Annotated in this window: 10 protein-coding genes; all 10 read left to right on the top strand. The window is 62.2% G+C overall.

Going from position 1 to position 12,965, the window contains the following annotated elements; genetic code table 11:
- Positions 1-4: 4 nt before the first annotated feature.
- From BFN10_RS00610 to BFN10_RS00570, 10 genes are read left to right on the top strand one after another with little or no spacing between them, the layout of a single operon-like run.
- Positions 5-2,437: an AAA family ATPase gene (locus tag BFN10_RS00610; protein WP_071487985.1), complete on the top strand. Its 2,433-nt coding sequence runs from the start codon at positions 5-7 to the stop codon at positions 2,435-2,437.
- The gene (locus BFN10_RS00605; RefSeq protein WP_071487984.1) at positions 2,434-3,969 is read left to right on the top strand and encodes a sigma-54 interaction domain-containing protein; all 1,536 of its coding nucleotides are present in this window, start codon (positions 2,434-2,436) and stop codon (positions 3,967-3,969) included. Before BFN10_RS00610 ends, BFN10_RS00605 begins: the two co-directional genes overlap by 4 nt.
- Positions 3,970-4,011: 42 nt before the next feature.
- Complete coding sequence (locus BFN10_RS29595; protein WP_081049244.1) at positions 4,012-4,143, top strand: type VI secretion protein; 132 nt, start codon at positions 4,012-4,014, stop codon at positions 4,141-4,143.
- A gap of 16 nt (positions 4,144-4,159) precedes the next feature.
- Positions 4,160-5,332 carry a type VI secretion system-associated FHA domain protein TagH gene (tagH, locus tag BFN10_RS00600; protein WP_071487983.1) on the top strand — a complete coding sequence of 391 codons (1,173 nt, stop codon included), beginning with the start codon at positions 4,160-4,162 and terminating at the stop codon, positions 5,330-5,332.
- Positions 5,329-5,823, top strand: a complete 495-nt coding sequence (tssJ, locus tag BFN10_RS00595) for a type VI secretion system lipoprotein TssJ (RefSeq protein WP_071487982.1) — start codon at positions 5,329-5,331, stop codon at positions 5,821-5,823. The genes tagH and tssJ overlap by 4 nt, the downstream gene beginning before the upstream one ends.
- Position 5,824: 1 nt before the next feature.
- Positions 5,825-7,153, top strand: a complete 1,329-nt coding sequence (tssK, locus tag BFN10_RS00590) for a type VI secretion system baseplate subunit TssK (RefSeq protein WP_071487981.1) — start codon at positions 5,825-5,827, stop codon at positions 7,151-7,153.
- A gap of 4 nt (positions 7,154-7,157) precedes the next feature.
- A complete protein-coding gene (gene icmH / locus BFN10_RS00585) occupies positions 7,158-8,021 on the top strand; it encodes a type IVB secretion system protein IcmH/DotU (protein WP_071487980.1) in 864 nt (287 codons plus the stop codon).
- A gap of 15 nt (positions 8,022-8,036) precedes the next feature.
- A complete protein-coding gene (gene tssM / locus BFN10_RS00580) occupies positions 8,037-11,411 on the top strand; it encodes a type VI secretion system membrane subunit TssM (protein WP_071487979.1) in 3,375 nt (1,124 codons plus the stop codon).
- Positions 11,408-12,121 (top strand): PP2C family protein-serine/threonine phosphatase, encoded by a 714-nt coding sequence (locus BFN10_RS00575; RefSeq protein ID WP_130898141.1) that lies wholly within the window; start codon positions 11,408-11,410, stop codon positions 12,119-12,121. Before tssM ends, BFN10_RS00575 begins: the two co-directional genes overlap by 4 nt.
- Positions 12,118-12,963 (top strand): serine/threonine-protein kinase, encoded by an 846-nt coding sequence (locus BFN10_RS00570; RefSeq protein ID WP_071487978.1) that lies wholly within the window; start codon positions 12,118-12,120, stop codon positions 12,961-12,963. The genes BFN10_RS00575 and BFN10_RS00570 overlap by 4 nt, the downstream gene beginning before the upstream one ends.
- Positions 12,964-12,965 lie beyond the last annotated feature (2 nt).

Genomic DNA, 12,965 nt, shown 5'->3' with positions numbered 1-12,965 from the left:
CAGGATGATGACTGTGGACCTGCAACAACTTATCCAGGCATTGACCCCCCAGGCCCGCAGAGACCTGGAGCGTTCCGCCGAGCGCTGCGTCATGCGCGGCGGCAGGGAAGTGCTGGTGGAAGACCTGCTGTTGACCCTGCTCGAGCATCGCGATGGCCTACTGGTGCGGGCGCTGAAGGATGCCGGTATTGAAACCGCAGAACTGCAAGCCACGCTGCAACCCAAGGGGGAGGCCAGTGCGTCACGCAATCCGGTGTTTGCCCAGGCACTGGTGCAATGGCTGCAACAGGCTTCGATGGTTGCTCATTTGGAACTGCGACACATTGAAATCGATCACGGCGCCCTGTTGCTGGCGCTCTTGCGCCATCCGCGGCAGCACGCGGGCAGCGCCTATCAGGTTTTTCTGAGCCGGCTGGATGCACAGCGTGTGCAGGCGTTCGTGTCGGGTCAGGCGCCTCGTACAGACCCTGCGCCGCAGGGCGAATCAATGCTGGAGCGCTTCACTCACGACCTGACACGCCAGGCCCATGAAGGGCGTATTGACCCGGTGTTATGTCGTGACGTTGAGATCGGCCAGTTGATCGACATACTCATGCGTCGACGCAAGAACAACCCAATCCTGGTCGGTGAAGCCGGAGTGGGCAAGACAGCCGTTGTCGAAGGCCTCGCGTTGCGTGTGGCCACTGCACAGGTGCCCGAGTCTCTCAGGGAGGTGCGGCTACTGACCTTGGACATGGGCCTGCTCCAGGCCGGCGCCAGTATCAAAGGCGAGTTCGAGCGACGCCTGAAGGGTGTGATCGATGAGGTCAACGCCGCGGTGAAACCGGTGATCCTGTTTATCGATGAAGCGCACACGCTGGTGGGGGCGGGTGGGCAGGCGGGTGCGTCCGATGCCGCCAATCTGCTCAAGCCGGTGCTGGCTCGCGGCAAGTTGCGCACCATCGCTGCAACGACCTGGACGGAATACAAGAAATACTTTGAAAAAGACCCGGCATTGGCGCGGCGTTTCCAGCCTGTTCGGGTCGGAGAACCCAGCGTCGAGCAAGCGATCTCGATCCTGCGCGGATTAGTCCCGGTGTATGAGCGCAGTCATGGTGTTTACGTGCGCGACGATGCGGTGGTCGCGGCGGCGCAGATGAGCGCCCGTTACTTGGCCGGGCGTCAGTTGCCCGACAAGGCGGTAGATGTGCTGGATACCGCTTGCGCTCGTTTGAGCACTCGCCGGGAGACCGCGCCTGAGGCGTTGCAACACCTTTATGCAGAACAGGCGGCGGGGGCGCGGCAGCGTCAGGCATTGAGCCGAGACCGGGACGAAGGCTTTCCCGTGGACGAACAGACCTTGCACGCGCTGAACCTGCGGATGGAGGCGCTGGACGGCGAGCGCCTGGACCTCGAGCAACGCTGGCTTGCACAGCAGCAAACCACGCAGCAGGTGTGCCCCCGCCTGGTGGCTCAGGTCATCAGTGCATGGACGGGGATCCCGGTTGAACAACTGGCACTTGAGCACAGTGAACAGGTACTGGGTTTTGCCGATGCGCTGCGCCTGCGCATTCTCGGCCAGGAGCAAGCGGTGCAGGCCCTGGACCGCAACCTGCGTGCCGTTGCTGCGGGGCTCAACAAGGCTGATGCGCCGGTCGGCGTATTCCTGCTGGTCGGCCCCAGTGGCGTGGGCAAGACTGAGACGGCGCTGGCCATTGGCGACCTGCTGTATGGCGGTGAGCGCTTCGTCACCACCCTCAACATGTCGGAGTTCCAGGAAAAACATTCCCTGTCTCGGTTGATTGGCGCACCGCCCGGTTATGTCGGTTTTGGCGAGGGCGGCGTGTTGACGGAAGCTGTGCGCCAACGCCCGTATTCGGTAGTGCTGCTCGATGAGGTCGAGAAGGCCGACCCAGAAGTGTTGAACCTGTTCTACCAGATTTTCGACAAGGGCCTGGCCAATGATGGAGAAGGGCGGGAAATCGACTTTCGCAACACGCTGATCCTGATGACGTCCAACCTGGGCAGTGAGCGCATCGGGCAATTGTGCGCAGGTGGCGAACGACCTGACGTGCGAACGCTGCATGAGGCGATCCTGCCGCAATTGCGGGACCACTTCAAAGCCGCGTTATTGGCCAGGATGCGTGTCGTGCCGTATTACCCGGTCACGGGTGACGTCCTGCATGACCTGGCAAGGCTCAAGCTCGAACGCCTGGGGCAACGCTTGAGTCTGCGCAGTCTTGCATTCAGTTACACGTCGGAGCTGGTTGAACACATGGCCGAGCGGTGCGCCCACGATGACAGTGGCGCGCGTTACGTCGATCAATGGATCGAGCTGCATTTGTTGCCGCAGGTGGTCGATCGGCGGTTGCAAGCCATGGCCCGAGGTGAGCCTGTGTCACAGGTCCATGCCCGGCTGGCGGCTAACGGCGTTCCAACCTGTGAGTTCAGCCAATGAGAGAGGATCGGCTGCTCACCCTGCTGCCCCGTTCGGCGGTCTGTGTCGATGCGCTGCTTGACGGGTTCATCCGCCTGGGCAGCGCGGACGACGCAGCCACTCTCCCCGGTTTGTGTGTCGCCGCAGCGGCGCGACTGAGCGAGTGTGACCTCAGCCAATGGTACTGGCGCAACGAATCCACTGGCCGGCTTGAGTTGATCGCCCAGCATTTGCACGGCATGCCTTGCCCTGGCGATCCGGCCTGTACCAAGGATTTCCAGCATGAACAGGTGCTGCACTACGTGCTCAACCAGCAAACTGCCCTTAGCCTGGAAGAACACTCAGGCAGCATGTACGAGTACGGTTTCCTGCCGGTCATGGGGGCCCCCTGGCAAGCGTTGTCATGTGTGCCGTTGTTTGACCGAGGCAAGGGCATCAAGGGGGTACTGCTGTGTGCCAGCCAGCATCGGAAAAACCTGCAGGGCTACACCGCCGCCTTGAGCCAGTTGGGCAGCCTTGCCTTGATGCAGCGCGCTTTACTGCAGTGTCAGTGTGCCACTGGATGTGTTGCCCAGCCCCAGGCTTACATGCCGGCGCCACGTTCAGCGTACGGGTTGATCGGCAGCAGCCTGGCTATGGACGAGACGTATCGTTTGATCGGCAAGGTCCTGCATACCCCCTACACCGTGTTACTGCGTGGCGAGACCGGTACAGGCAAGGAGGTCGTGGCGCGGGCGATCCATTCTGCGGGGCCGCGCAGGAGCAAAGCATTTGTGGTGCAAAACTGTGCGGCGTTTCCCGAAGGGCTGCTGGAGAGTGAGCTGTTCGGTTACCGCAAAGGTGCTTTCACAGGGGCCGAGCGTAACCACGCCGGGCTGTTTGACAGCGCGGACGGCGGCACGCTGCTCCTCGACGAAATCGGTGATATGCCGCTGTCGCTGCAGGCTAAATTGCTGCGGGTCTTGCAGGAGGGCGAAGTGCGTCCGTTGGGCGCCAGTACGGCCCACAAGGTGGATGTACGCATCATCGCCGCCACCCACCGTGACCTCGCCACCATGGTCGCCCAAGGCAGTTTTCGCGAGGACCTTTACTACCGGCTTGCGCAGTTTCCCATCGAACTGCCGCCCCTGCGTGAGCGTGACGGCGATGTGTTGCTGTTGGCGCGGGAGTTCGCGCATCAAGCCTCTGCTGACCTCGGGCGTGTGCCGGTGGAATGGTCGAGTGCAGCCCTTGATCAACTCTCGGGTCACGCCTTCCCCGGCAATGTCCGCGAACTCAAGTGCATGGTGGAACGTGCGGTGCTGCTCTGTGACGACGGTGTGATCCTGCCGGCACACCTGTCCTTGCCGGTGCCGGCTGCCACCGGGCCAGTCGATGCGACGCTGCGCCAACGCCTGGAGCGGGTAGAGCGGGTATTCCTGATCGATTGCCTGCACAAGAACCGTGGCAATCGCACCCGTACCGCTCGTGAGTTGGGCGTTGCGCGGCGCACGCTGCTTTACCGCCTGGCGCGCTTGAAAATCCCCGTGGGGGACGCCCGCGAGGAGTGTTGAGCAGGGAACGTGCGGGCCGCTTATTTTCATGGGAGATACCTGATGCCTTTTCATCCGTGGCAAGCCCTGGTGCTTGCGCTGTGTTTGTTGAGTGGCTGTAACGCCAATTATGTCTTTGATGACGCCGACTACCGTCCGTTGGGTGACCCCCACGCGACTCGTCGTGGGCACTGAACAGGGGGCTGCTGTCATGCAATTGATGTTTGAACTCTGTAGCACCGCAAACGGGGAGCCGCCTGAGCGCAAGACATTTGACGGTGTCGGTGGCGTGATCGGACGTGGGTCGGGTTGTGACTGGGTGCTCCCGGATGCCAACCGTCTGATTTCCAGTCACCACGCTCTGGTCAGTTTTAGAGAGGCCCGCTATTTCCTGACGGATATCAGCAGCAACGGTATCGGTGTGTCGGGCAGTATGGAGCGCCTGTGCAAAGGACAGGCACGGCTCATCAGTGACGGCGATGTGTACCAACTGGGGTTGCTGGATATCCGTGCCCGCCTGGTGTTGCAGGCAGGGCAGGGTTTTGCTCGGCAAGACACGATTCCAGACGACGCGTTCCTGGGGCTGGATCCTGTCGACGCATTGGATCGCGAGGTACGGCTCGGCAATTCCTCGGCAGAGCTGGACGCGTTGGGCACAACGCCACAGGCACCTTTCGAAACCTTGCGTCAGGGCACGGTGGAGCACGATCACCTGGTCGTGCCGCAATGGGCTGAGCCGGCCAGAGACGTCGTGTCACCTGGCCCTGTCACACCACCACCTGCAACCTCGGAAGCATTCTGGGCGCAGTTCGCCCACGCATTGGGCATGCAGGTGGACGCGCTTGATACGCCGGGGCGCGAAGCCCTGGCGATCAAGGTGGCGGGCCTGTTCAGGCAAACCCTCGCAGGGTTGCAGCAAAGCGTGCGAACCCGCGATGAACTCAACAGTGAGGTCCACGGCTTACTGGCGGTTCCGCTGCTCAATACCCGCAACCCGTTGAAAGACTGTGCCGACAACCATGCCGCCCTGGAGTTTTTGCTCGGCGCCGATGAATCCTGTCAGTTCTCTGCCGAGCAAGCGGTCGATCAGGCGTACCGAGACTTGCAGGTTCATCAACTGGCTCTGGTCGTGGCCTGTCGGGCTGCCATACGCGGTGCATTGGCGGCCTTTGCGCCTGGGCACTTGCTGCTGCGCTTCGAACGTGACGGCAAGTCATCCAGGTTCTTCAGCGATGGCGCCCATTGGCGGGCCTACCAACGTCATTATCGGCGACTGACTGAGGACGAGCCCCTGGATGAGCAGGTGCTGCGTCATGATTTTTGCAAAGCCTACGAGGAGCAGGTACGCCTGGTCTCCACCCTTCACGCGGGGTACGCAGGATGATTGGCCGGTCTCGGATCGCGGTTTCATTCACGCTGCTACTGCTGGGGTTGCTGGCGGGATGCAGCACCCTTTCACCTTTTTCCACCCTGACCAAGCTGGACCTGACTCTGACGGCCAGCGACGAGGTCAATCCCGACCTTCACGGCCGCCCCTCGCCAGTGGTGGTGCAATTGCTGGAGCTGCGGCATCCGGTGGCCTTTGAAAACGCCGATTTCTTCAGCCTCTACGGCCGGGCCGAGCAGGCACTGCCCAAGGATTGGGTCAGCGGCGAGGAACTGGAACTGCGTCCCGGCGAACGGCTGGCGCTCAAGCTGAGTGTCGAGCCGCGCAGTCGCTATGTCGGCGTGCTGGCGGCCTATCGTGACTTGCCCCATGTGCAATGGCGATGGGTGCTGCCTTTGGCTCCCGGACAGTTGACCCGTGCCGACATCGTGCTGGACCAGACGGGTATCCGGATGGCGGCACCTCAACCTGACAGGACGGAGGACTGAGATGCAGATCCACAACGTTATCTGGCAAGAGGGCATGCTGCTGAGGCCCCAACACTTGCAGCACAGCGACCGCTACTACCATCGGCAACTCAACCACACCCGGCTGCTGAGCAGTGATGCCTGGGGTTTCCTGAGCCTGGAAGTCGATGTGCAGTACCTGAACCTGGGCAAGATTGTGGTGAACCAGGCCACCGGAGTGCTACCGGACGGCAGCCTGTTCGAGCTGAGCGGCACCCTGGAACCGCTGATGTTGCAGGTGCCTGCCAATGCAGGCAGACAGGCTGTGTACCTGGCGCTGCCGTTGGCGACCGACAATCAGGTTGAGGTGCGCTCGAAGGAGCAACGCGATGTCCTGGCGCGCTATGTTGCCTGTGATACAGAAATCGGTGACTCCACTGCCGGGGTCGACTCCCGTTGCCAGATCAAATGCGCGCGCCCGGACTTGCGCCTGATGCTGGGTGAGCCGCCCGGTGACGCGTTCTACGTGAAACTCCAGGTTGCCCGGGTGGTGGATTCGACCCAGGACGGCGGCGTGAGGCTGGATGCGGATTTTGTACCAACGTTTATCTACCTTCAGGGCTCGGGGTATGTGGCGTCTTGCATCAACGAAGTCACCAGCCTGCTGGCGACCCGTGGCGATGCGATTGCAGCGCGCATCCAGGGAAACGGCGCTAGCGCCAGCGCACAGGTCGGCGACTTTTTGATGCTGCAGTTGATCAATCGTGCGGAATTGAGATTGCGTCACTACCTGAGCCAGACCCAGGTGCGGCCGGAGGTGGTGTATCGGGAGCTGCTGTCGATTTTCGGTGAGCTGTGCACCTTTTCCAACGACAGCAAACGGGTGCAATTTCCGGCGCAATACCGGCATGGCGATCAGGGCGCGAGCTTTCGTGGATTGATGGAAGGCCTTCGTGCGGCGCTGTCGCTGGTGTTGGAACAGCAGGCGGTCGAGTTGACGCTGCAACCACGGCAGTACGGGGTGCTGGTATGCCCGGTGAGCGACCTCAAGTTACTCGGTACGGCCACCTTCATCCTGGCGGCCACTGCCCAGTGCGATACGGAGGAACTACGTCATCGACTGCCGGCCCATCTCAAGATCGGACCGGTGGAGCGTATCCGCGAACTGGTCAACCTGCAGCTGGCCGGGATCAAGGTCAAGCCGTTGCCGGTAGCGCCGCGGCAGATCCCGTTTCACGCCGGCAAGACCTATTTCATGCTCGAACTCAGCCCCCGTGACATTGCGCAGTTGGAGCAATCAGGTGGTTTCGCCTTCCACGCCAGCGGCGAGTTTGCCGAGCTGGAACTCAACTTCTGGGCTATCAGGAACTGACGTCATGACTATGGACAGTGAATACCCGCAAGACGAAAGAACCGTGTTGCTTGACCGTGAGGGTCTCGGACCGGCGCACGCAGCCGTTACGGACTTCCCGTCGCCGCCACGCTTCGAGCAACTGGAAGACCGCATGATCTATTGCGCCCAGATGCAAGGCATACGGCACTTCAAGAGTGGCCCCAACGTGCTGTTGACCGCGGCCTGGGAACTCTTGCTGCAAGTGGTCCAACTCAAGGCCAGCCCGGGCCGGGAAAGCCTGCCGGCACTCAATGAGGAGTTTTCCTCGGGCATCAACGCGTTCGAGGCCTATGCCTTGTATCTGGGGGCCGAGAACAGTCAGGTGATGTCGGCGCGTTACGTACTGTGCAGTGTCATTGATGAAGCCGTGGTCACTACGCCGTGGGGCGGCCGTAGCGACTGGTCGAAGACCAGCCTGCTCAGCCGTTTCCACAACGAAACTTTTGGCGGTGAAAAATTTTTCCAGCTGCTTGAGCGTTTGTCCCGTGACCCCGTCAAGCATGTGGCCCTGCTGGAATTGATGTACCTGTGCCTGTCCCTGGGGTTCGAAGGCCAATACCGTGTCATGGAACGGGGAAGGGCGCAGCTCGAAACTGTACACGACGCGGTGTATCGCCAGATCAGGCATGTGCGCGGTGATCAGCCGCCGTTAACCCTTGTATCCGGCGCCGGCGTGACCTCTCAGGCACGGATACGCATTGTCTCGGCTACCTGGGCCGCAGCCTGCGTGCTGGCGTGTCTGCTGGTGGTGTATTCGGGGTTCGCCTGGATGCTGGGCCAGGAGCGCAGGGCGACGTTGCACGCTTTCCAATCTTCGCTGGCGGAGCCGTCTCGGACGCCCTTGTAACGCTGGGAGCAATGAATGAACGCATTCTTCAGACGCGTGGGCAAGGTGCTGCGCGAGAGTTGGGTATGGAGCCTGTTGTTGGTGCTGGCCGGTGCGCTGCTGGTGTGGTTTGTCGGGCCGTTGCTGGCGGTAGACGACTACCGTTTCTGGCAGGGTTCGACGGCCCGTTTGTTGACCATCAGCGCAATGCTGCTGTCATGGGGGTTGGCGATGGTGGTTGTGGGGGCACGTCGCTCCGCGCGTTTGGATCAGCCTGGGCAGCTGGAACATCTTCAGCAGCAGGGGTTGATCAATGACGAAGTGGTGCAGGTGCGCAGGCGCTTCAAGGAAGCGCTGCAGACGTTGAAAACCTCACACCGCTACGGCGAGCGCAGTGAGCGTTCGCGCCAGGAACTGCCCTGGTTCCTGTTGATTGGCGAGCAGGGCAGCGGCAAGACCGACTTGCTGGCCGCTGCCGGGTTGCCGGCGGCGCTCGACCGGACGCACGCGATGCCGCCAGGCGCCACCTCTTACTGTGACTGGTGTTTTGCCGACGACGCGGTGGTGGTCGAGATGGCCGGTCGATACCTGAGCCAGACCGACCACAGTGTCGATGCAGCAGGATGGTCGACAATGCTGGACATGCTCAAGTCATGGCGCAGGGCACGGCCGCTCGATGGCGTGGTGGTGACGCTGTCAGTCGATACGCTGTTGCGCAGCAACGAACACGACCTGGAGCTTCACGCGCGCCATGTGCGTAACCGCTTGCAGGACATCCAGCAGTCACTGCAGGTAGATGTGCCGGTTTATCTGGTGCTGACGCAGCTTGATCGGCTGGCCGGGTTTGCCGAGTTCTTTGATGCGCGGCAGGGCGATGCCGCAGAAGGCTGGCTGGGTGAGCGCCTGGTGTCAGGCATGGCAGGCACTGATACCGCCGAGGTGCGCGAAACATTCGACGCCTTGTTGCAACGTGTGGGTGCCGAGCTGATCCCGCGTTTGCATCAGGAGCGCAACCTTGAGCGCCGAGGCCGCATGCTGGGCTTTCCTCAGCATCTCGCTCGTCTGGGCGAGTTCGTCTGCCTGTTTATCGAGAGTGCGTTTTCCGCCCATTGCTACCAGCGAATCAACGGCTTGCGCGGGTTCTACCTGACCTGTGCGAAGACAGGTGATGTGCGTGCCCATTTTGCCCAGGGCCTGTTCAATCGGGTGATTTTTGCCGAGGCCGGTCTTGCCGGGCTGCGTACCCCGGAGCGACAGCGCATACGTCGACGCCACGGGTTGATGGCGCTGGCCGCCTCATTGGTTGTGGGTACGGCCGGGGCGCTGTGGGCGCACAGTTACGCATTCAACTATCAGCGGCTGGTGCAACTGCGGGAGCTGATCAACCCCAAGCCTGTAGGCCAACCCGAAGCGGACGCCAGCCTGGCGTTGCTCGCGCTGTTGGACAGTCGCCTGGCGGCCACGGAGGTGTTTCCACCGGCGGCGCAGGTACCTTGGGTTGAGCGGGGCGGCTTGTATCAGGGCGAGTTGAGTCGGCCATCATTGAACAGCGCCTACGAACAAGCCCTGCATCAGCAATTGCTCCCCTACGTGACCCTGCGGCTCGAACAACAGGTACGTGACAGCCTGGGTGATCGCGAGCAGTTGCTGGACAGCCTTCGCGCTTACTTGATGCTCAACCTGCCCGAGCGACGTGATAAGGCCTGGTTGGCCGAGCAAGTGGCGGGGCTGCGGACTGTTGGGTACATCGAGGATGCATCGACACACAAACGCCTGAACGAACACGTTGCACGGCTCGTTGAACAGGGTTTTTCGGCCCCGCTGAATGATGAGTTGGTCGCCCAGGCCCGTCTGGTGCTGCGCGGCGAGCCAATGGTAGAGGTGGTCTACCGGACACTGCGCGAGCAAGCGCGGCACCTGGAGCCCTTGCGCCTCGCTGAAAGCCCGGCGTTTTCGAGGGTTGAGCCCCCCATCCCGGGTTTCTATACCCGTAAATACCTGCAGTTTTTCGAGAGCCAGGGGCCACAGTTGGTCAATGCCATCGCCCAGGATAATTGGGTGCTTGGGGAGGCCGCAGACCTCAGTGTCGTGGACTTGCGCAAGCTGATGCTGGCGCTGGAACAGCGTTACTTCAGCGAGTACGCCGACATCTGGAGTGATGCGCTGGGTCGAGTCAGTCTGCTGGAAAGCGACGACCTGAGGCACGATGCGCAGCAGCTTGCGAACTTGACTTCCGCCCAGTCGGCGCTGGTGTTGCTGTTGCGGCAAGTGCGTGAACACACGCGACTGCTGCCGACCCATGAGCGGTTTGGAGCGGTGGGCCAGCAGGTCGCTGAGTTGGGCACGCCGGTGTCTGGCTTGCTCACCCGAGCCTTGCCGCGCCAAACACTGCCGGATACTGCCCGGCGCGCATTGCTGCGTCGTTTCGAGCCCTTGCACCAATTGCTGGATGAAGAGCAGAACCCGACGGCCGAGCTGACCCAGGCCTTGCGCCTGTTGGATGAGTTGCACTTGCAAGTCTCGACACTGAACCGTGACAGTTCGCCCGAGCACGCGGCATTCAAGATGGCCCGGCAACGCATGGATGGACAGCAGCCGCTGTTGGGTAACCTGCGTGACGCTGCTGCTCGCTTGCCGCAGCCGCTCAAGGGCTGGTTGGACGGAATTGCCGAGCAAACCTGGCGCCATCTGCTTGATGACGCCTATGGGTATGTGAACCAGCGTTATCAGAGTGAGGTGTATGGCTTTTATGTGAAGGCGATTCGGCACCGCTACCCCTTCAATGCCGACGCCGGCAGCGATGTTGCCCTGGGTGATTTCCAGTCGTTCTTCAAACCGCGGGGGGTGATGGAGCACTTCTATGACAGCTACCTGCGGCCGTTCGTCAGTGTCGAGGGGAGCCGCTATCGTTTGCGTGGCCTTGAGGGCCGCAGCTTGCCTGTTTCACGTTCGTTGCTCGACCAGCTGACACGCGCGCAGGTCATTCGCCAGGGGTTCTTCAGCGCAGACCAGGGGAATTGGGCCGTTCTGTTCACGCTGGCGCCCTACAGCCTGGACCAGGCCGTCAACCGCGCGACGCTGCGGGTGGGCGATCAGCAATTGGAATACCGTCACGGTCCCATCGTGCCCATGGCGTTCCATTGGCCGAGTGATGCGGACAATGGGCGCAGCAGCCTGGTACTGGAGCGCGGTACCGAGCGACCGCTGGGCATTGAAAAAGACCGGGGAGCCTGGTCGTTGTTCCGGCTTTTCGAACTGATGCAAAACGAGCCGGCCAGCGGCAGGGATGCACAGATACTCAAGGCCGACCTGGCCGGCCTGCGTGCCAACTACCTGCTCACCAGCCAACGCAGCCCCAGCCCGTTCCAGATGGCCACATGGCGCGGCTTCCGCCTGCCGGAGCAGTTGTGAACCGCGCGCACCCTTGGCGAAGTGCTGGCCGCACGGCGCAAGGCAAGCGTCGTGCGCGTAACGAGGATGGGTTCCTCGATTGCCCGCAACGCGGTTGCTGGGCGGTCGCCGATGGAATGGGAGGGCACCATGCTGGGAATGTGGCCAGTCAACGGGTGGTCAGCAGCCTCGCGGCGCTGCCAGGCCAAGGCAGCTTCGACCAGCGGGTCGAGGCCGTCCAACGCTGCCTGCGGGGGCTCGACAGCCAGTTGCAGGCGGCCGATGGCCTGGCACGCGTCATGGGCAGTACGGTGGTTGTCCTGTTGCTTGAGCGCGACCGCGCGGCGTGCGTCTGGGCAGGGGACAGCCGATGTTATCTCTGGCGAGGGCAGCGTTTGTATCAGCTGTCCAGGGACCACTCCCTGCAACAGCAACTGATGGACAAACAGCATGTGAGCCTGGAACTGGCCCGCGCTCATCCAGACGCCCGCGCCTTGACTCGTGCCATTGGCGCCGGAAAACCGCTGAGTCTGGAGATACTGGAACTGCGTCCCCATCCAGGCGATGTGTTCTTGCTGTGCAGTGATGGCTTGTACCAGGGGCTCAGCCACCGGCAACTGGGGCGTGCGATGAATGCCGGCACGCCCGGGCAGGTAGTGGAGCGGTTGTTCAGCGACGTGTTGCGTGGACCTGCGCTGGATGACCTCACTGCGGTGGTGGTGCAGCCATGAACGCCGCAGCCGGTCCGCCGAACCTGCTTGCGGGACGCTACCAGCTGGAGCGAATTCTCGGTTCAGGGGGCATGGGGGTGGTCTATCGTGCCCGGGATCTGCTGCATGAGGCGTTTGGCGAACCGGACGCGCGCGTTGCGCTGAAGTTGTTGGGTGAGACGCTCTGTGCGTCCACCGACGCCCACGTGTTGCTGTACAGCGAGTTCGCCCTGACCCGGAGCCTGCGACATGAACATGTGGTCCGGGCCTTTTCTTTCGAGGTCGACACGGCGCACCAGCTGGCATTCTTCACCATGGAAGTGATGCCCGGCCTGACCCTGGACCGCCTGCTCCCGGAATGCCCGCAAGGGATGGCGTGGCAGGCGCTGCAACCCATCGCCCTGCAACTGCTGGATGCGCTGGCCTACACCCATCGACAAGGAGTGCTGCATGGCGATGTGAAACCGGCGAACATCATGGTGGGGGAGCAGGGGATACGGCTGTTCGATTTTGGCCTGGGGCATGCTGAAGCGCAGGCAAGGGCCGGATTGCCCGGCTTGAGCCGCAGTCGCCTGAATGCCTGGACTCCTGCGTATGCGGCGCCGGAGCTGATGGCCGGAGGGCTTCCCTCACCCCGTGCCGATCTGTACGGGGTTGCCAGTGTGCTCTATGAGTTGGCCGAAGGACGGCGCCCCGGCGAACGTCAGCAGCATCAGCCGCTGCCGAGGCCGAGGCAGTTGCCCAGGCATTGCTGGCCTGCAGTGTCTTCGGCTCTGGCGATGGATCCTGAACAACGCACGGTGTCGGTCGCCGAGTTGCGCGAAGTGCTGGGCTGCGGGCGCCGTGTCTGGTTCCTGGGGTAGTG

Origin of the sequence: Pseudomonas extremorientalis (genome assembly GCF_001870465.1) — a bacterium.
Classification (GTDB): Bacteria; Pseudomonadota; Gammaproteobacteria; order Pseudomonadales; family Pseudomonadaceae; genus Aquipseudomonas; species Aquipseudomonas extremorientalis.
This window is presented reverse-complemented; position numbering and strand designations above follow the sequence as displayed.

What these genes read in the sequence shown, in the direction of transcription:
- BFN10_RS00610 (WP_071487985.1), top strand. Translation starts at nt 5, where the DNA reads ATGATGACTGTGGACCTGCAACAACTTATCCAGGCATTGACCCCCCAG.
- BFN10_RS00605 (WP_071487984.1), top strand. Translation starts at nt 2,434, where the DNA reads ATGAGAGAGGATCGGCTGCTCACCCTGCTGCCCCGTTCGGCGGTCTGT.
- BFN10_RS29595 (WP_081049244.1), top strand. Translation starts at nt 4,012, where the DNA reads ATGCCTTTTCATCCGTGGCAAGCCCTGGTGCTTGCGCTGTGTTTGTTG.
- tagH (WP_071487983.1), top strand. Translation starts at nt 4,160, where the DNA reads ATGCAATTGATGTTTGAACTCTGTAGCACCGCAAACGGGGAGCCGCCT.
- tssJ (WP_071487982.1), top strand. Translation starts at nt 5,329, where the DNA reads ATGATTGGCCGGTCTCGGATCGCGGTTTCATTCACGCTGCTACTGCTG.
- tssK (WP_071487981.1), top strand. Translation starts at nt 5,825, where the DNA reads ATGCAGATCCACAACGTTATCTGGCAAGAGGGCATGCTGCTGAGGCCC.
- icmH (WP_071487980.1), top strand. Translation starts at nt 7,158, where the DNA reads ATGACTATGGACAGTGAATACCCGCAAGACGAAAGAACCGTGTTGCTT.
- tssM (WP_071487979.1), top strand. Translation starts at nt 8,037, where the DNA reads ATGAACGCATTCTTCAGACGCGTGGGCAAGGTGCTGCGCGAGAGTTGG.
- BFN10_RS00570 (WP_071487978.1), top strand. Translation starts at nt 12,118, where the DNA reads ATGAACGCCGCAGCCGGTCCGCCGAACCTGCTTGCGGGACGCTACCAG.